The following is an 18,425-nucleotide window of genomic DNA, read 5'->3' on the forward strand; positions in this document are numbered from 1 at the left end:
CAAAAATTAAGTTTTTTGTGATTAAAATTTCATATGATTAATTATTTCCTGTAAAAGTAGGCATATTCAAGTTTTTACCACTATTAATATCTTCTTTAAAAATTACTTTTTTAATGGTTAAAATAATAATTTTAACATCGACCTTAAGGCTTATATTCTCTGTATACCAAACATCTAACTTGAATTTTTGTTCCCACGATATTGTATTTCTTCCATTGATTTGAGCCCACCCCGTTATTCCAGGTCTAACATTATGCCTTTTCTTTTGAAAATCATTATAAAGTGGTAGATACTTCACTAAAAGTGGACGGGGACCGATTAGACTCATATCTCCTTTCAATACATTGAACAATTGAGGAATCTCATCTAAAGAATATTTTCTAATAAATTTCCCAACGCCTGTAATCCTTTCTTCAAAAGGAAGCAGCTCTCCATGTTCATCTTTCTTATCGTTCATGCTCTTAAACTTTATAATCTTAAATATCCTTTCCTTTTTACCGGGACGAGACTGAAAGAAAAAAGGTTTTCCTTTATTAACTATAGCCAATACTATAATAAGCACAATAATAATTGGGGAGAGCAATAAGATCCCGGTAAATGAAGCGATAAAATCCAATAAACGTTTTAAAAATGGATTATACATGGGTTATTTTTAAAATTTGAATGTAATAACATTTCTATTCTTTTTTTCTTTAAGCTGAAACAGATTTATATCTTCTATTCTATGATTTGGATATATATTTTTCACCTTTTTCAATGGTCTTGATTTCCTTCCCTGGAACACCATAAATTAATTTAAAATCATTTACATCGTGTACTATTAATGAACCCGCACCAATTATACTGTGTTTACCAATATCGATCCCCTGAATAATATTTGCTCCTAAGGAAATTGCTGTACAGAAATCAATTTTCACGTTACCTCCCACAGTTACACCAGGAGCGATACTAGAGAAATCTTCCATTTTGCAATCATGACCAAAACTTGAATTTGTATTTAAAATGCAAAAGTTTCCCACCTGGGCATGCGTATTAATCTTTACTCCAGCCAAGATCGCAGTTCCTTTACCAATTTTTGCGCTTACACTAATGGTTGCAGAGTGATGAACTATGGTAACAAACTCAAAATCTGGAGCCAATTTCTTAATTTTGGCATGCAATTGATATCGAGTCCAATTATCTCCGATAGCTATTATTCCTTTGGTTACACCTTGTTTGACTAAGTTGGGAATAATATCCTCTGACCCCAAAATTTCATAATTCATTAATTTTCCTCCCTTTTCTTTAAAAGAATCAATTAAACCAAAGATCTTATACTGTTTATTAAATTCTACCACTTCAATAATTACTTTGGCATGACCAGATGCACCTATGATTAGGACTTTATCCATCTTTTATATCTTAAAAATTCATCAAGTATATGATTTTTAGGAAACAAAGAATATGACTAATATCAAATTACTTATAATTCGGATTTAATAGTATTCAAAAGATCTCCAATATCATTCATATTCATCAAATCCATTAATTTAAATTTTATACCAAATGACTTTTCTACCTCTGTAATTATCATCATATGGGTAACCGATTCCCATCCATCTACGTCATCTGCCGTGGTCTCATCTCTAAGTTCAAAATTATCATGTTCTAATACTGTTATAAAGGCTTCCTTAACTTTAGACAAAATTTCTTCTCTACTCATTATTGATCGTTTATTTAATGTCAAAATATGTTTTTAATTCTTTCCTATTTATTTTTCCGTTGATACTATGCGGGAATTCTTTAACAAATCTCACATGCATCGGTATCATATAATCGGGCATTTTTGTTTTCATATGATCAAATATTTTTTTGGTATCAAATTCTTCAGATTCAATCGCCAATCCTAATTCGGCATTACCTAATTTGTTGATGATATCTAAAGCGACCATATTCACTTTTTTGTCAGATTTCGCCTTTGCATGAAACTCAATTTCAGTAAGTTCTACTCTATATCCTCTTATTTTGACTTGAAAATCTGCTCTTCCCACATAAAGATAATCTCCCTCTTGGTCTTTGAAACAAAGATCCCCTGTTTTATAATATCTTACTTCTTTTCCATTTTGTTCTATGGTAAAAAAGCTTTGAGTGTTTTTTTCCTCATTTTTCCAATATCCAGGAGTGATTTGTGGACCTGCAAGACATAACTCACCAGAAACATTTACTGGTACTTCTTCATTATTTTCATTTACAACAAGATATGACGTATTTTTTTGTGGTGTACCAATTGCTATTATACCGTTGTGTGCTTTTGTATGTGTTTCTTTATGATAAGGATAAAATCCACTATACACTGTAAATTCTGTAGGGCCATAATAATTAAAGATCTTACAATTTGGAAGACAGTTACTCCACTCTTTTGCTATATCACTATGCAATGCTCCTCCTCCAAAACTACAATATCTTACATCTGGAGCATCAATCTCGGGAAAATACGGACGTAAATAATTGATAATTGATGGCACCATGGTAAGTACCGTAAGTTTTTGCTCTTTTATCAATTTAAAAATATAAAAGTACTTGATTGCTCCCTTGGGTATTGTATAGATACATGAGCCCGCTAACAACGGAAATAAATAAGTAACCACCGAAAAATCAAAGGTAAGCTCGAACATTTGTAAACAGCGGTCTGAAGGAACCAAATTAAATTCAGGTTCAGCCTCTATTGCATCTACAAGACCAGCAACATTATTGAATGTAATAGGCACTCCTTTTGGCAAACCAGTGGTACCAGAAGTAAATAAAATATAGGCCAAATCATCACCAGAAATATTCTTAGGTTCTAAATTTATGGTTGTTTCTGGAATAGAATGAGAAACAATAACTTCGTACTCATTATAAACCGATGTTTTAGATGAGTCTATAACATATTTGGTTTCTGTCAGTTCAAAAATCTTCGTGTTACGCTCTACTGGTGTATCTGGATTAACAGGCACATAGGCTTTTCCTTCTAACCACAGTGCAATAATGCTAGCATATGTTTGAATATCGTCATTGGTTACCAAACCAATTAATTTTGCAGAATCATTAGTTGTTCTATCGACCTCGTTCCTAATCTTAGATACCTCGAGAGCAAAATCTCTGTACGTATAAAATGTATTATTAATGCATAAAACATTATGATCATAATGTTTTTCTATAGATTCTTGTAGTTTCTTTACAAATTTCATAGTGTGGTTGGTTCAACAATTGGTTTAATAAAAATGTCCATCTCTATTCAACATTGTATAATTCTCAGGATCTAATCTAGTTTTGTTATGCGCTAATCCTTTTTTAAGAACTCTATGTGTAAAAATGGTTTTATATCTTTTAGTTATATTGTCTGATAGTGTGGTGTCATCTGTGAAGATAAACTTTGTTTTTACCTTATAAAAATTCTCCATCAACGCGTCAACACAAAGGTCATAGTTATCCTCTTCCTTTACCAGAAAATACTTCACATTGAATTCATTAAAATTAATGATGTAAGAGATAAAAGCGATGATCTCACTGTCTTTAATCACATTTAAATTATGAATGTGTATGTTATTACTAATCCCGGTTTGTAATGCTTTATAAGGAAATTTACTAGAAACAGGAGTTTGCATATACTGACTATTATCAATTTGCCAGTTGATATAATCTTTGGTTTTATGGATCAGATCTTTTTTACAAAGAGGTTCTATGAATTCCCAAGTATCATTATTTATATGAGACATATAATCATAAGAAAGGGTCTTTGTGTTTTTCTTAAATCTAGATTTATTAAGTAATTTTATCATAGAGTAAGTCAATGCATCTACTCTTTCCAATAGAAACTTGAAAGATTTTAGGAATCTAAATCTTCCTATAAGCATTGTTGAATCCAGACTAAAAAATATAGTATGTCTCAATCTGGAAGCTATTACTGTAAACGGTTGTTTTTGATAAAAAGTAGTTACATTTTCTGCATATGATTTTATAAGTATTTGTTGATCTGCAAAATTTACCGCTTCATTATAGATGTAGGTTCCCAATACGGTATCTTTAAATTTAGGATGCACCCACCAAGCGATCATCCAGTATGCCTTATTGGTTTTATTAAAGCCTGTATTCACTATATCCGGAAACATAAAGATAAAAGAGATCATTTTTTTGTCTTCGTACCCTATCACACCGCAATAATCATTATCTTCTATACGATTATTAGAAATTAACCACAATGCTTTGCTCTTTGGCATAGGAGCAAGGGTATCTTCCCAATATGTATTTTGGTCGATTGCCTGGCGTAACATTTTTTTTGTCAAGCCAATTACTTCAAGGTTTGCCATTTATTTAATCTACAATACACTAATTATTACCATTAAAATATTCTGAAGTTTGTTCTTCAGAAAGATTTACATCCTCTTTTTGCAAAACTTTTTTAAGTGTCAAGCCTATTATTTTAAGATCAAGCAAAAAGTTGAAATGTTCTACATACCACACATCATATTCGAATTTTTTTTTCCAGGCTATAGAATTACGACCATTAACCTGGGCCCAACCCGTAATACCAGGTCGCACATTATGACGTTTTTTTTGTGTTTTATTATAAATGGGGAGATATTCTATGATTAATGGGCGGGGACCAATTAAAGACATATCGCCTTTTAATACATTAATCAATTGGGGGATTTCATCTAACGATGTTTTTCTTATAAAATTTCCCACAGTTGTAAACCTTTCTTTATCAGGGAGTAAGTTTCCATGCTTGTCTTTTTTATCATTCATGGTCTTGAACTTTACTATACTGAATATCTTTTCGTCTTTGCCTGGTCTTTTTTGAATAAAAAATGGTTTTCCTTTATTGGCAAAAGCAAGAAAAATAATAAGAAGTACAAATATAGGAGAAATAATAATTAATAAAATTAATGATATACAAAAATCCAAACTCCTTTTGATAAATAATCTATACACAACTTGAACTATTTACTTACTTATGAATTTATCATTTCGTTGACCATAACCCTTCTTTTTCCCGATGCAAGTAACGGAATTTCATCAACATATTCTATAGTGATTTGAGCATCTTCGCCCAAATACTCCTTAAATTCGTTAATAAACTCATATTCCCTCTCAAATTTATGGTCAGTATTCAGTTTAAAGTGATATGTACCAGCCGCTTTTTGAATAAGTTGACATTGTTTTAACTCTGGATAATTGTTGACCAACAAAACAAGATTAATAGATATGATCTCTCCTTTTGTATTGTAGATTTGATCTATTTTTCTACCATTTACTTCCTTCAATATATTCTTAGAGTCCAAAGTGTCTTTAACTCCAATATCCCCAGTATCATATCGTATCATTGGCACACTGTAGTTAAACAAATCGGTAATTACTATTCTTCCGGATTTGCCATCTTCTACCCTTTTATTTGAGTCTACTTCTAGAATTTCTATGAAATAGCTCGCTTCATTGATTTCAAAATGCCTTTTATTTCCCAGCGGTTGCTGTGCCAAAATTCCGTTTTCTACATTAGAATATCTCGAAACTACTTCGGCACTAAAATATTTATATATACTTTCCTTGGTATAATCATTCAACCGTTCTGACATTGCTATGACAGATTTGAGATTACACGAGATTGAAGACGATTTTTTGCGATCTAAGTGTTTACATATTTCTTCATACGCAGATGCATATCCTAACCAACTATTGGTAGACTTACTTTTTGACAAATCCCTTACAATGCCATCGATCAGGTTCTTTTCTTTCATTTCGAACACATCAACGGGTACAATATTCTGTAACATCTGCGTGATAAACCCTTTCTTTTCAAATGCATTCCACATCCTGAAATATGTAAGTCGATTGCCAATAGTAAATCCCGCCTTTTCTGAAAAGTATATGGTATCTGCCATATTACGAATACGTTTGTCTATATTTTGATGCACTTTAAATGGCGTACCTGTAGACCCACTTGTACTAACAGTAAATTTTGGTTTATCTTTATACAATTCTGACTGAAATCTCTCAAAATTATCTCTAATTATATTTTTATTTACTACCGGAAAATCCTGAATAGAATCAAAGTTTTGTAATTCTCTATAATGCAATGTAGATCTCACCGCATGATTTAAGATATTTTGTAGTCTTTTCTTTTTAAGATCGATTGCTTCTGAAGATGTAGGGTTTTCATTAATGAACTTAATATCATCATAATGATTTCGTTTCTTACCTCCTTTTATTCTGTCGATCCACCAGAACATTTTATTTCTTAGTAATTCAAAAAAATTCATTTTGGTTTTTTTTATTTATCAAGCTTCATCCATGATTTCTGCATATAAGGGATGTCCTAAATATCCACCGTATGCAATATCTGGTGCAATTAGCGAATTATTATCATTTCCTTCTACGATCACAGGACCTGAAGGTGTAATAGCAATATCCCAGCCAATATATCGATCAGGAATTACAGAAACAGCATTTTTTACAAGCTCACATGCTTCAAGAAAATATGGTATTTGAAAATCGTTAAACACCATATTTGTGTCGGGATGCGCTGCTAATCTTCTACCTCCATATTTCAATTGTCGATAGCTTTTACCTTGTAATTTTCCAGTTGCAAGATTCACGCGAACAAACATCCCACCAGAGCTACTATTGTCAACCACAGCGCCACCAGCCCCAAAACGCATAAATGCTGAAAGTATATGAATAGTGCCCTTTTTATCAAGATAACTATCAAATCTTATTGTATTTATGCTATGGGGATAGATGACATTAATATCTTGGTGTTGTTCAATAACATCTTGATGAATACAATCATTGTTTAATATATGATCTGCATAAGCGTTTATTTCTTTTTTTAGATTTTCTTTGGTAATCAAATAAGCTCCCTTACCTCCCATTTCGGCCATTATCTTGACAAAAACCTTATGTTTTCCAGTCTTATCGAAAATACCCTCAAAATAACTTATAAGACTAGGTACATTTTTAACAATGTGCATACTGGATTGATAGAAAAACCTATGACCCAAATTATAACTGATCAATAAAGGAATAGCTACTTTATTCCTTTCCATATGAAGGGCAAAAGCTAATTTATTTCTCAAAAGAGACGCGTATTGAAAATGGTGAAGATTTTTAGAAAGTGTTATTTTATCTACTTCTTTGCTACTTAGATACTCCTTATAATTCTTTACCTCTTTTCGATACAAAAATTTACCAAAATAAAAGTAGGGAAACTCACCCTTAACAATCCAAAAATTAATAGCTTCCCTCAAAATTTGAAAACCTCCCTTTTTATCATCATCACTAATAACAATTGCAATTCTGTTTTTTAGCGACTTTAATTTTCTTTTCATACCCAAGGATATAAATGTATTAGTCTGTAAGTGACTTATATTCTTTTAATAATTCGTTCCAGACATAGTCATTCTTATATCTATTAACAATAGATTCCCTTGCATTTGCAGCCAATGAATCTCTATATTCCCTGTCATTTACCAATCTCCTTAAACTCTCTAATAGAGCCCTTTCATCCTTAACAGGTACAATCAACCCATTTTCTCCTTCTCTAATAATCTCATTACATCCATTAATATCGGTAACAATACTTGCCAACCCCATAGAAGCTGCTTGCATAACAACATTCGGAAAACCTTCTCTATAACTTGGAAAGGTTAAAATATCTGATATTGCAAAATAAGGTCTTACATCATTTTGCCATCCCGCAAAGATAATATTAGGATTGGTTTCTATTTCGTGATTTGTTTCTGGTAGTAGAGGATCCAGTTCATTTTCGAAGATACCCACCAATAGAAGTTTACAATTAGAATGTTCTTGGTTTAATTCTTTGAACGCCACTATTAATTCGTTAATCCCCTTATCTTTTACTAATCTACCTAAAAAAATAAAGACAATGTCGCTTGATGATATGTTGAGTTCTTTTCGCAATTTAAGATTCTCCTCATTAGAATATTTTGCTGGATCAAAAAATGAAGTATCTATTCCATTAGAACTGCCATTGGCAATAACTTTTAGTTTTTCTTTTTTTGTATACTTATTTTGAATAATAATATCTTTTAAACCAAATGAATTTGGATAAATCATGGTAGCACATCGATACGTAACTTTCTCTACAACGTCTAATAATTTTCTTTTACTACCTCTGGCTTCTAGTAAAGGTAGTCCCGCAATGGTATGTAGTCGATGAGGAACGCCCGCTAATTTGGCAGCAATCATGGATAGAGTTCCCGCTTTTGGAGTATGACTATGAACAATATCTGGCCTTTCTTTTCTGAAAATCTTGTACAATTGATAGACCGCCTTAAGATCTTGAATAGGAGTTATTTTACGTGTCATCTCTACAGGTATTACTTTGATCCCTTCCTCTTTAGAGATTCTTTCTAACCGGTCTCCACCTTTGCCAGAGATTCCCAATACTTCATAATACTGAGATATAAATTTAAGTTGCCCCTTAAGTAATCCTCCTAATGATTTGGGAATCGTAGTTACACGAATAATTTTGTACATATTAATAATCAAACGGTATAAATAATCTTTGCGCTAATAATTCGTTTGCAAATATAGATATAACTTCTAGTTGTCATGAAGTCTATAACCTTTTATCATATAAAAAATCAAGAATTATTGAATTTCAAAAATAAACTTAAATGAATTGAAAGAATACGGGGAAAAACCCCTTAATTGGTATAAATTTTACGGTTATTCCGTAATTTGCTGGTATATTGGCAGTTAAATAACTATTTTTAATAATTATTTAACATATTTTTATCGATATAACACACAATAGTACCGATGAAATTACGTTTATTTGCAAATACCAAAAAATAATATATGGCAGGAGTACTACTTTTAAACTAAATTCTATAACCAAATTTATTAGTATTATGAAGAGGATTATGCCCCCCAATTACCTCATTGTTGTTTTTTTGACATTTTGTTTCATATCCTGCAGCAACGAAAATTTTGAAGAAGTCGTTCCTGATGGAATTGAAAATCCTGATCCAGACCCGGATCCCAATCCAGACCCAGATCCAGACACGCCGGATAATACAGCAACAACGCCGTGTGATTTTAAACTATCTGATCTTACAGCTAACGAAACAAAAGTTATCGACTGTGTTTTAGATCTAGAAGGAGAAACTTTTACTGTTCCTGAAAACGTTACCCTTGAGTTTGATAAAGGAGATATTATCAACGGAACCATCAACTTTGGTACTGGTGGTAAAATTGCAGGACAATTACTTAATTCTACACTTAAAGTAGAAGGTGATATACAATTAATTAGTCCAACTTTCAAGTTTTTTGCCTCTCGATGGGATATTGTAGAAGGTACTACAACTTCAGACATCGCTTTAGAGAATAATAAAAAGTTAGAAGATCTCATGTTCTTTATAAAGGAGTTAGGAGGAGATACTTTTAAAATCGACAAGTTTGACGCCTATTTCGAAATAACTAAAATTACCCCTCCGGCTATAACAACATTTAGAGCAAGTAAAGAAGGAATCAATGTACCCTCGAACTTTACTATGGAGATGACCGATAATACATACCTTAGAACATTTCCGGCTGAAGCTGGAGTAGAAAACGGAGCAATTATAGCAATCAATGATGTGGATAATGTTGTCGTTCGAGGAGGGAATCTTATTGGCGATAGAGATCTACGTGAATATTCTCCTAATGATGTAGGCCTAGAAGGAAGTCATTGTATGCATATCCAATCTGGAAGAAATGTAGTTGTCGACGGTGTTAAATTTATAGAAGGATCTAAAGGTGGACTTACCATATACTCTAAAGGTTTTTCAACAAATCCCGCAGATTATAAACCTTCAACAAATGTGACCATAAAAAATTGTCTGTTTGAAGACAGTAGAAGAATGGGTATTTCTCTTACAGATGGTAGAGAAATTTTTATCGAAAATAATACGTTTATCAACTCTGGCCAACCATCTTCTAACTCTGATGGAGGTGAAGTAGGCTATTCTATAAATATCGAGCCTGCCAGAAGAAGAGATGCGAATACCGGAGAGCTCTTAGAATTACAGAAAGTATTTAATGCATATATTCGAGGAAATACCGAAACCAATAGTAGAGGTGGATTTATCACTGTGACTATCGGACAAGATATCACGGTAGAAAATAACGACATTGGTACTCGAGCGGTATACTCACTTACAAATGGAACCAAGTTTCTTAATAATAGATTCAACGCTGATGCCGGTGGAATTGGTACCGAGAGCTGGGCAATCTTTGCTGCAGGCGGGGGTGAGACTGTTTTTAATAATGAAATAGGTGGTAATGAGATCTCTGGTTACAAAACCGGAATAGTGGTTAGTTCTAACGAAGCGTATGTACATGATAATATTATCAATAATACCGATAATGGTATACAATTAAGTAAACCAAATGATACCCGAGTTATCGATAATGTATTAAATGTTACCGAAAAAGGAATTACTGCAACAAACACATTTATCAATAATGGTGAAGTTAGAGGTAATGAAATTACTACAGCAAGTGGTGGATTTCATGTGTACTTTACAGGTGTAAATCAAACAGATGAGTCTTTAAAGTATAAGGCAACCGTAACTGATAATACATTCTTAAATGCAAATAAAATCACTATTTCCAGGGTAAATGGAGTAACATTTAGTGGTAACTCAGTTGTAGGTGGTATCGAAATTGGAGATTCAAATGATATCGTTATATCTGCAAATACAAAAATCCAACCTAATGGTAGTGATGGCATACGAATATTTGGTAGTAATTCGAACGTATCTATTTTGAATAATTCGATTACAGAGCCAACCGGTGGTGACAGATATCAATGTATCAATAATAATTCTAGTAACCCTTCAGCTATTACTGAAAGTGGTAATACTTGTATCTAAATCTTTAGATTAATTATAAAACAAAAGCCAGAGAACACAACAATTCTCTGGCTTTTTTGTATCTAGACACCTCTTACTTTTTATTACAATTCGATTGGAAAATTTCTTTTCACTGCATCAAATTTACCATTAGGTCCCAAAGGGATTTCATCGACTTGATTGATTTGATAATCTATTTTATGTCCTAGTCTATCTTTTAAGTTATGTAACAGCATCTCTTGCATAGCCGAACTAAATTCATCATTCGCTATGACATTAACCACAATTTCCTTTGGACTTTCCTGTATTATTTGACTCTTCACAATTCCTTGTAGCCCTTTATAGGCCGTATCCATACGACCAACATACCCCTTTTCTTGTGTCCATAAAATGTCATCCTCCCTACCTGTAAGTTTTTCAATTATTGGCATGACACATCCACAGTCACATGTTTTCCCTTCTTTGGCAAGTAAAACTGTATCACCAATACTATATCGAATCAATGGTGTTTTTAGATTGGTGAAGCTGGTCACTACTAACTGGGCCACTTCGCCAGGCTTTGCTTTTTCTCCTACAGTATTTATAAATTCAAATACTCCTGAATCTGTATTTAAATGCAAGTTGCCTTTTATACATTCTGTTATAAAAGGACTTCCTTCACTAGATGCATATTGGTTATACACATGACAATTAAACGCTTTCTCGATTTCAAAACGTTGATAATCATATAAGGTCTCGGCAGTTACTGCGATAGCTTTTGGAGTAAAATCCAGTGTTATATTATTTTCATTAATGTACCTGCTCATTATATAGATGGCAGACGGGTAACCGTCTAATAATACCGGTTTGAAATTATTAAGCTTTTTGATATAATGTTTCAGATTACTTTCTTTCAGATGGTAAGTAGACATCAATAATTGGTTCTCAAAATAATTATATACCCAAAATGGTGACTTTTCGGCATCAGGTCGTACGATTAACCTTCCAGAGAAACGAACTTGTTTTACTCTTTTCGTCTCTAAACCTATGGCTTTGTGAAATCTACGCCATAATGCAAAAGATCGATGTATAGACTCAGAATCTAAGTAATTAATTGTTGGAGCACCTGAAGTCCCACTAGTGTAGCCCACACCATCTGTATTTCGTTTTTTATTAACTATTATTTCAGGATTGGTTTTTCGGTCAATCTTTTCGAGAATAGGCATTTTACCCAAAACGGCATAAGGGTCTTTTGTAATCTCTTCTTTATTGATCCCCAGTTCGTTCATTATTCGACTATACCAGTCAGAATATTCCAGGGATTCAGACAATAGTAATATGAGCCGTTGCTTTTGATATTTGTTGATCACTTCAGCATTTGCATTCCACAAACCAATATACTCATCTAGATATTGTTCAAATTCTTTGGTATATCGTTGTTTAGAATTTTGATATGCTTTTATATTCAATAGTATAAACTTCAACGCATAAGGCATACTGTTATATATCTTTTCTTGTAGTTTACCCATAATTACATCAAAGTTTGTTTCTTATAAAACTCCTCTATCATTTTTGTATTAGATACAATATCGTAGTTTCCTTTGACAATTTCACCGGTGTTATCCCCTTTTTTTGATAGATCCATTCCCAGTATTGCTTTTGCCCAAAACTCTGGAGATTCATCTATAGAAAGAAACTGAATATCGTTTGTTAAATGTACTTCTCTAGTGATTGAATCTGATGCTACAATTTTAACTCCAGCAGCCTGTGCTTCAATTAATGTTACCGGTAATCCCTCGTAGAACGAAGGAAAAGCAAACACATCAAACATCTGAAATAGCTGAGGGATATCTGCTCGAACTCCTAAAAAATGTACTTTATCCTCTACACCATAACCCATAACTTCGTTTTCAATTACTTTTCTTAATGGGCCGTCACCTACCATCACTAGAGCACAGTCGGGTTTTTCTTTTACTAGTTTAACAAAAACCTTTAATAGAAAGGAATGGTTTTTTTGACTGGCAAAACGACCTACATGCCCTACTACCAACTTGTTTTTAAGATAGAACTGTTCTCTATACGCACTTGATATAGATACGTCGTATCTAAATTTTTTGGTATCTATAGCGTTATTCATCATTGTAAATGAAGTATCATCTCCAAAAAGCCATTTTCCTGCTTTTTCTCCACAAGAGAAAAAATGGGTTGCATCTTTCTTTACTTTTCTTTTTAGGTGAAGTTTAATCAACTTCTTAAAAGTTTCTTTAAGGCTTTCTTTTTGAGAAAAAAGAGAAGAAAAACCTATATCATTAATTGCGATATGTGCATGTGCGATTCGACATGGAATTTTAAATTCTTTGGCTATTTTTAAAGGAAAAGAACTAAAAGTATTAAGATGTGAGTGTATAATTTTATATTCATTGTGCTCTTCAAAAAAAGCTCTTAGTTGTTTGCAATATTTACCAGGCATTAATGGGTTAATAGGATGCATACGGTAAATCTTACCTCCAAGGCTTTCAATTTCATCATCAAAAGCAGCTTTTTCTTGCCTGTGTACCAAGAAATCAAACTGTACCTGTTCACGATCAATCTGCCTATAATAATTCATGATCATAGATTCGGCTCCTCCTCGATTCATGATCGTAAAAACTTGTAAAACTCGTATTGCCGCCATTAAAAATCGTCTTTTGTTTTATATCTAATGTATAAATTCAACAATACCCCAAATGGTATTGCAAGAAATGTGGTAAGTTTCTTGGGAGACTCCTTAAGAAAAGAGAAGTTTTTAGTAAATATAGCACTAGAAACATAATGAATCGCATTCTTAAAGCGATCCTTGAAATTTTTGGCCAACTGCATTCTACTTTTTCTTGAAAACGCAAAACCTTTTGGATGCCTCCTGTATTGTTTTAAAATATTCAGGCTGGATCCATCGGGCATATACTCTACATCACACAACACTTCGTTAAGCGGCAACAATTTATAGTCCTGATCAATAAGCTGATATAAATACCCTAAGGGTACGAAACGTTCTCCTTCGAAAATTGGATACGGTGGATATTTTTTTACCACCTCTGTTCTATACACTAATTTTTTATCACCCAGAACATTATGTGTATGATATAATTCATACAGTGTGGTTTCCTCTATATTTTCAGGAATAGAAGTTCCTATAATATTGCCATCTGGGTCTGCATCTAATCCTACAATTCCAGCATAATGGGGTTTATCTTTAATAATTTCCCAGGCATCCAGAATTTTTTGAACAGCATTCTCTCCCATACAATCATCACTGTCAATACATACATTTAATACCGTTTCTGTAAGTCTATATGCTGCATTATGGCCTCCATGCATCCCTTGATTTTCCTGATAATGGTATATGATATCAATTTTCTCTTCTTTAACCCAGGAAGCAACTAATTCTTTGGTATTATCTGTAGAGCCGTCATCAATAATAAGCCATACAAAATCTTGATTTGGTTGTTTTATTAAACTCTCATAACACTTATGCAAACAATAAGCACGATTATAAGTTGGTGTAAATACAGTAAGAGTTTTCATATTTTTGTGTACTAAATAACGGTTAGCTATATAAATAAAACATCAGATACGTAAACGAAAAATAAACCAATATTACTTTACCCAACATAAAATGATGGTTTCTAAAAAAACGTTCTTTAAGAAAAGGATAAATAATTACCAGTCCCATCATAAACCATGATAAATATGCAAATCTATTCGAGTAATTTGCTCTGATAACTAAAACCCAAAATCCATTACTTATCAAATATGTATTCAAAAGTTGAAAATATAGTTTGTCTTCGTATTTCTTTTTGTAAACAAAATACCAACCTGCAAATACTGCAAAAGCACTATGAAATAGAAAATCCCAACGAAAACCAGTACTAGCAAAAGTTCCTTCTTTAACTTCTGCAGTTAAATACCCAGAAAGCCTGTCATCTGCAAACCCCAGACTACTAAACAAAGCTATCCAAACACTACCCATCACCAAAGAAAGAGGAATACAAACTAACCATCCTTTTAAATATGTTTTTGGGTTATTATAGAGATATGTGATTAAAAATGCAATTGTGGGTAAAAACATGGTTTTATGAAATGATACTGAAAGTAAAAAACAAAGCCCCATAATTACTTTGTTCTTGTGATTACTTATGGCTAACAAAAAAAGAGAAGTAGCCATTCCGTTTCTAATACCATTCACTCCATACGTGTAAAAAGAAAAAGAAACCACAAACATAACAAAAGCATAGTACCAATATTGATTGAAAAGTTTTTTTGAAACTCTATATAACGGTAATATGTAAATAGCAGCACAAATCGTAAAAAATGTATGTAATGAAACCACGCTTGATAATCCTTTCATATACATATGGAAAAAGATATCTTTTGAACCCAATATTTCACCTCCGTTTTGATACCATTCAAAATACCGGGTATAGGTACGCATATCTCCAAAATACCGACCACTTAATGGTCTTTGTCCCAGATAAAGGATTAAAAAAACGATAAGGATGTATCCTGAAATATTAATAAAAGTAACATTTCTATGATCCTCCATTTTTAATATGCCAGTATGTAGTAATGTAAACACCGCTAGAAAAAGCAAGAGGTTTATGTATACCGGAAAATATAACTCTAAAGGAACTAAAGTATTCATATGTTATATTTTTGAACTTACTTTTAAATTCATTCTTTACGTGTTAAGTATTCTTGCAGGATTACCTACAACTGTACAATTATCTGGTATGCTTTTGGTGACAACACTACCTGCGCCAATAATGCAATTATCTCCAATAGTGATATTTCCTATAACTATAGCACCAGTATAAATAGATACATTTTTACCAATTGTTGGCCGCTTCCCTTCCACTTCACCAACAGTAACCAGATGATTTACATAAAAATTCTCTCCGATACTTTCAGCATTTAAAATTGTACTATATGGGTGTCCTGTAAGAATCCCTCCTCCTAATTTTGTTGTAGTGTCTATTATAAAGTACTTTTCTCTTCTACAATATATATTTAGAATTTTTGAAATAATTCCTCTGTTTCTGAAATAAAAAACCGTTCTAAAATCAGATGAATTAGCAAGAAAATTAAGTAACAATCTTATTTTACTACCATTCACACCCTTGGCTATGGCCCATCTATCTATATCTTTATCAATATCACTTTTATTCTTACTTAACTTATACAGAATAACATGTGGTAATAAAAAAATCTTATAAATATTTATAAATAATGCTCTCATCCTATTTTTCTAATTTACTTGTAAACTCTGAAACATATTGCTCCAAAGATTCATTATGATCTCCAATTCATATTTTGAAGAATTTTCTTTCGCATTTTTACCCTTCTTTTTTAATTCTTCTTTATTCTGAATCAAGTTGATTAACTTTTCTGCAAAAGTTTCATTATCATAATGAGGTACCAACACACCATTTTCTTCATTAATTATATTTCTTGGACCATGAGGACAATCAAATGAAACAATAGGTAAACCACAAGCTTGTGCTTCTAATAAAACAAGGGGGAAACATTCATTATGAGATGTCATTACAAAAATTGATGAATTTAGCATTTCTTCTTCTATAGTGTTGGTAGATCCTTTGAGTATTAAAGTATCCTGAAGGCCGTATTCATTAATTTTATCTTGCAATTTATGCACATAATTCGAATCTCCATCACCATAGATATGAAGTTGCCATTTTTTTTCTGTTTTATTTATGATTTTCCATATATCAATTAAAATGTCATATCCTTTTACATGAGCTACTCTTCCTGCTGTAATCGCAACCTTATTGGTTAATTTTGAAACTGATTTGGGAGAAAATGTCAGAGGGTTGGGAATAACAACTGTATTATTGCTTTTATAATATCCTGCTTCGTCTCTATTTAGAATTACAAGTTTATCATACTTCTTTTCTACATAATCTGTAAACTTGAAAAATATTCTTTTAAAGAGGCTTGGGTTCTTACGTTTATCCTCTTCAATAAATTTTGAATAATGGAATTCCTTTACCTTTGGAATCTTTCTATTAATAAAAGGAATGAAATAAGTGTCCATACTATGACTACAAACAACTACCACGTCTGGACGAATTTTTTTTATGACTGATCGCGTCTTACCTATATGCTTAGGAAGCTTTAATAAATTTACGGGATGGAAATACGATTTTTGTCTATTATAATTAATTGCCAAATCCTGAAAAACAATCTTAGCACTGAACTCATAGCAAGGGGATTTATCTTTTTGCTCTGTGGTTAGAATATAAATTTCATAATCTGGCTGTGAAGCAAAATAGTTTGCCTTGATAGAAAGTACTCTTTCAATACCTCCATGCAGATATACCTGATCAATGACAAAAACTATTTTCATGTAGACATTGTATGTATTAGGTTAGTGAATAAATCATCCCATTCGATGGCAATTTTTTCAGGAAAATACCGCTGTACAGCTTTTCGTGCATTTTTCCCCATCATTATTCTGGATTTTTCGTCTTGTATAAGAGATAAGATTGACGTAGATAATCCATCGATGTCACCATTTTCTACCAATAAACCATTTTCTTGGCTAGAAATAATATCTGATGGACCATAAGGGCAATCAAAAGACACACATGGCACACCATATGCCATAGCTTCGGTTAATACCATTCCAAAACCCTCATAGCGAGAGGACATAACATAAATCGAAGTCTCCTGATATTTTTTTGCTATATTTTTTACTGGTGCATAAAAATTAACCTTATCAGATATGCTTAATCTGCTTGCCAGTTCTTCCAGTTTTTCACTTTCACTAAATGTACCATAAATATCTAGAGTCCAATCAGGATACTTTTCTGTAACTGGTTTCCATGCTTTTAATAACCGATCATATCCTTTTTGATAGCTTTGCTTACCTACCGCCAAGACTCTTTTTTGCATCAGATTGCTAACCTTCTCTTCTTCAGGATAAAATGATAGCGGATTTGGTATTACTTTTAAGTTGTTTAAATTCCATTCTTTGGTATTTCCCTTAGTAAGTACTACAAAATAATCATAGTATTTACCCCCAAAATTCATAAAACGGTATTTTATGGCAGTACTCAGTTTATTAAAAAAAGAAGTTTTTCCTTTTTTAACCTCGACATTTTTAGAAACATGTCTTTCATAAACCATTGGACAGGGTTTACCTATCCATAACGGAACAAAAAAACCTTTCAAACCATCATCACACACTGAAATTACATCCGGCCTAACATCTTTAACCACTTTTTTAAGTCCTTTTACATATTTAGGAAAAGACTTTATCGATCTTCCTTCGGTATTTATGTTATGAAACTTTATGTTAGTACTAAAATCATAAAACAGCTCTGTTTCTTTCTGATTTAAGGTGAGAATGTGTACTTCGTAATTTAAATGATCTGCCAAATAGCTAGCCTTAATTGATAACACACGCTCGAGACCACCGGGGCCGCTTACTCTATTTGTTATATAAAGTAGTTTCATCAAATCTTCTTATTTTCGAGGTTGTTTATCATTCTTTAAGTTGTTTCATTCTTT

17 protein-coding genes are annotated in these 18,425 nt (G+C 32.4%); 1 reads left to right on the forward strand and 16 read right to left on the reverse strand.

The annotated features are described in order from the left end of the window. Positions 1 to 37: 37 nt before the first annotated feature. The 9 genes from ACFSJT_RS01515 to ACFSJT_RS01555 form a co-directional block, all read right to left on the reverse strand. Positions 38 to 643, reverse strand: a complete 606-nt coding sequence (locus ACFSJT_RS01515; protein WP_378318417.1) for a sugar transferase — start codon at positions 641 to 643, stop codon at positions 38 to 40. Between the two features lie 79 nt (positions 644 to 722). After that, complete coding sequence (locus ACFSJT_RS01520) at positions 723 to 1,391, reverse strand: acetyltransferase (protein WP_378318418.1); 669 nt, start codon at positions 1,389 to 1,391, stop codon at positions 723 to 725. A gap of 71 nt (positions 1,392 to 1,462) precedes the next feature. Then, positions 1,463 to 1,702 carry an acyl carrier protein gene (locus ACFSJT_RS01525; RefSeq protein ID WP_378318419.1) on the reverse strand — a complete coding sequence of 80 codons (240 nt, stop codon included), beginning with the start codon at positions 1,700 to 1,702 and terminating at the stop codon, positions 1,463 to 1,465. Between the two features lie 10 nt (positions 1,703 to 1,712). Beyond that, on the reverse strand, positions 1,713 to 3,209 hold the full coding sequence (locus ACFSJT_RS01530; protein WP_378318420.1) for an AMP-binding protein: 1,497 nt from the start codon (positions 3,207 to 3,209) through the stop codon (positions 1,713 to 1,715). A 24-nt stretch (positions 3,210 to 3,233) separates the two neighbouring features. Then, positions 3,234 to 4,328 (reverse strand): hypothetical protein, encoded by a 1,095-nt coding sequence (locus ACFSJT_RS01535; protein WP_378318421.1) that lies wholly within the window; start codon positions 4,326 to 4,328, stop codon positions 3,234 to 3,236. Between the two features lie 19 nt (positions 4,329 to 4,347). After that, complete coding sequence (locus ACFSJT_RS01540) at positions 4,348 to 4,953, reverse strand: sugar transferase (protein ID WP_378318422.1); 606 nt, start codon at positions 4,951 to 4,953, stop codon at positions 4,348 to 4,350. Between the two features lie 20 nt (positions 4,954 to 4,973). Then, positions 4,974 to 6,278, reverse strand: a complete 1,305-nt coding sequence (locus tag ACFSJT_RS01545; protein ID WP_378318423.1) for a phenylacetate--CoA ligase family protein — start codon at positions 6,276 to 6,278, stop codon at positions 4,974 to 4,976. 18 nt (positions 6,279 to 6,296) lie between these two features. After that, the gene (locus ACFSJT_RS01550) at positions 6,297 to 7,346 is read right to left on the reverse strand and encodes a sugar-transfer associated ATP-grasp domain-containing protein (protein ID WP_378318424.1); all 1,050 of its coding nucleotides are present in this window, start codon (positions 7,344 to 7,346) and stop codon (positions 6,297 to 6,299) included. 19 nt (positions 7,347 to 7,365) lie between these two features. After that, positions 7,366 to 8,517: a glycosyltransferase family 4 protein gene (locus ACFSJT_RS01555; RefSeq protein ID WP_378318426.1), complete on the reverse strand. Its 1,152-nt coding sequence runs from the start codon at positions 8,515 to 8,517 to the stop codon at positions 7,366 to 7,368. 377 nt (positions 8,518 to 8,894) lie between these two features. On the opposite strand from ACFSJT_RS01555, the gene ACFSJT_RS01560 reads away from it, so the two are divergent. Next, on the forward strand, positions 8,895 to 10,898 hold the full coding sequence (locus ACFSJT_RS01560) for a right-handed parallel beta-helix repeat-containing protein (protein WP_378318428.1): 2,004 nt from the start codon (positions 8,895 to 8,897) through the stop codon (positions 10,896 to 10,898). Between the two features lie 83 nt (positions 10,899 to 10,981). Here the strand turns inward: ACFSJT_RS01560 and ACFSJT_RS01565 are convergent, their stop codons facing one another. From ACFSJT_RS01565 to ACFSJT_RS01595, 7 genes are read right to left on the reverse strand one after another with little or no spacing between them, the layout of a single operon-like run. Continuing rightward, a complete protein-coding gene (locus tag ACFSJT_RS01565; protein WP_378318429.1) occupies positions 10,982 to 12,385 on the reverse strand; it encodes a phenylacetate--CoA ligase family protein in 1,404 nt (467 codons plus the stop codon). Positions 12,386 to 12,387: 2 nt separating this feature from the next. After that, positions 12,388 to 13,530, reverse strand: coding sequence for a glycosyltransferase family 1 protein (locus ACFSJT_RS01570; protein WP_378318430.1), 1,143 nt, complete (start codon positions 13,528 to 13,530; stop codon positions 12,388 to 12,390). Next, positions 13,530 to 14,420 (reverse strand): glycosyltransferase family 2 protein, encoded by an 891-nt coding sequence (locus tag ACFSJT_RS01575; RefSeq protein ID WP_378318431.1) that lies wholly within the window; start codon positions 14,418 to 14,420, stop codon positions 13,530 to 13,532. Before ACFSJT_RS01575 ends, ACFSJT_RS01570 begins: the two co-directional genes overlap by 1 nt. A gap of 22 nt (positions 14,421 to 14,442) precedes the next feature. Then, positions 14,443 to 15,537: an EpsG family protein gene (locus ACFSJT_RS01580; RefSeq protein WP_378318432.1), complete on the reverse strand. Its 1,095-nt coding sequence runs from the start codon at positions 15,535 to 15,537 to the stop codon at positions 14,443 to 14,445. A gap of 36 nt (positions 15,538 to 15,573) precedes the next feature. Continuing rightward, positions 15,574 to 16,131, reverse strand: coding sequence for a serine acetyltransferase (locus ACFSJT_RS01585; RefSeq protein WP_378318433.1), 558 nt, complete (start codon positions 16,129 to 16,131; stop codon positions 15,574 to 15,576). Positions 16,132 to 16,140: 9 nt separating this feature from the next. Further along, a complete protein-coding gene (locus ACFSJT_RS01590; protein WP_378318434.1) occupies positions 16,141 to 17,259 on the reverse strand; it encodes a glycosyltransferase family 4 protein in 1,119 nt (372 codons plus the stop codon). Next, positions 17,256 to 18,371, reverse strand: a complete 1,116-nt coding sequence (locus ACFSJT_RS01595; RefSeq protein ID WP_378318439.1) for a glycosyltransferase family 4 protein — start codon at positions 18,369 to 18,371, stop codon at positions 17,256 to 17,258. Before ACFSJT_RS01595 ends, ACFSJT_RS01590 begins: the two co-directional genes overlap by 4 nt. Between the last annotated feature and the right edge of the window lie 54 nt (positions 18,372 to 18,425).

This window comes from Aquimarina celericrescens, from assembly GCF_042682765.1.
Taxonomy (GTDB): domain Bacteria; phylum Bacteroidota; class Bacteroidia; order Flavobacteriales; family Flavobacteriaceae; genus Aquimarina; species Aquimarina celericrescens.

Bases quoted from the DNA above. Each gene is read 5' to 3' on its own strand.
- ACFSJT_RS01530 (WP_378318420.1), bottom strand. From the start codon at position 3,209: ATGAAATTTGTAAAGAAACTACAAGAATCTATAGAAAAACATTATGAT.
- ACFSJT_RS01590 (WP_378318434.1), bottom strand. From the start codon at position 17,259: ATGAAAATAGTTTTTGTCATTGATCAGGTATATCTGCATGGAGGTATT.
- ACFSJT_RS01565 (WP_378318429.1), bottom strand. From the start codon at position 12,385: ATGGGTAAACTACAAGAAAAGATATATAACAGTATGCCTTATGCGTTG.
- ACFSJT_RS01570 (WP_378318430.1), bottom strand. From the start codon at position 13,530: ATGGCGGCAATACGAGTTTTACAAGTTTTTACGATCATGAATCGAGGA.
- ACFSJT_RS01585 (WP_378318433.1), bottom strand. From the start codon at position 16,131: ATGAGAGCATTATTTATAAATATTTATAAGATTTTTTTATTACCACAT.
- ACFSJT_RS01550 (WP_378318424.1), bottom strand. From the start codon at position 7,346: ATGAAAAGAAAATTAAAGTCGCTAAAAAACAGAATTGCAATTGTTATT.
- ACFSJT_RS01525 (WP_378318419.1), bottom strand. From the start codon at position 1,702: ATGAGTAGAGAAGAAATTTTGTCTAAAGTTAAGGAAGCCTTTATAACA.
- ACFSJT_RS01575 (WP_378318431.1), bottom strand. From the start codon at position 14,420: ATGAAAACTCTTACTGTATTTACACCAACTTATAATCGTGCTTATTGT.
- ACFSJT_RS01560 (WP_378318428.1), top strand. From the start codon at position 8,895: ATGAAGAGGATTATGCCCCCCAATTACCTCATTGTTGTTTTTTTGACA.
- ACFSJT_RS01515 (WP_378318417.1), bottom strand. From the start codon at position 643: ATGTATAATCCATTTTTAAAACGTTTATTGGATTTTATCGCTTCATTT.
- ACFSJT_RS01535 (WP_378318421.1), bottom strand. From the start codon at position 4,328: ATGGCAAACCTTGAAGTAATTGGCTTGACAAAAAAAATGTTACGCCAG.
- ACFSJT_RS01555 (WP_378318426.1), bottom strand. From the start codon at position 8,517: ATGTACAAAATTATTCGTGTAACTACGATTCCCAAATCATTAGGAGGA.
- ACFSJT_RS01580 (WP_378318432.1), bottom strand. From the start codon at position 15,537: ATGAATACTTTAGTTCCTTTAGAGTTATATTTTCCGGTATACATAAAC.
- ACFSJT_RS01595 (WP_378318439.1), bottom strand. From the start codon at position 18,371: ATGAAACTACTTTATATAACAAATAGAGTAAGCGGCCCCGGTGGTCTC.
- ACFSJT_RS01545 (WP_378318423.1), bottom strand. From the start codon at position 6,278: ATGAATTTTTTTGAATTACTAAGAAATAAAATGTTCTGGTGGATCGAC.
- ACFSJT_RS01520 (WP_378318418.1), bottom strand. From the start codon at position 1,391: ATGGATAAAGTCCTAATCATAGGTGCATCTGGTCATGCCAAAGTAATT.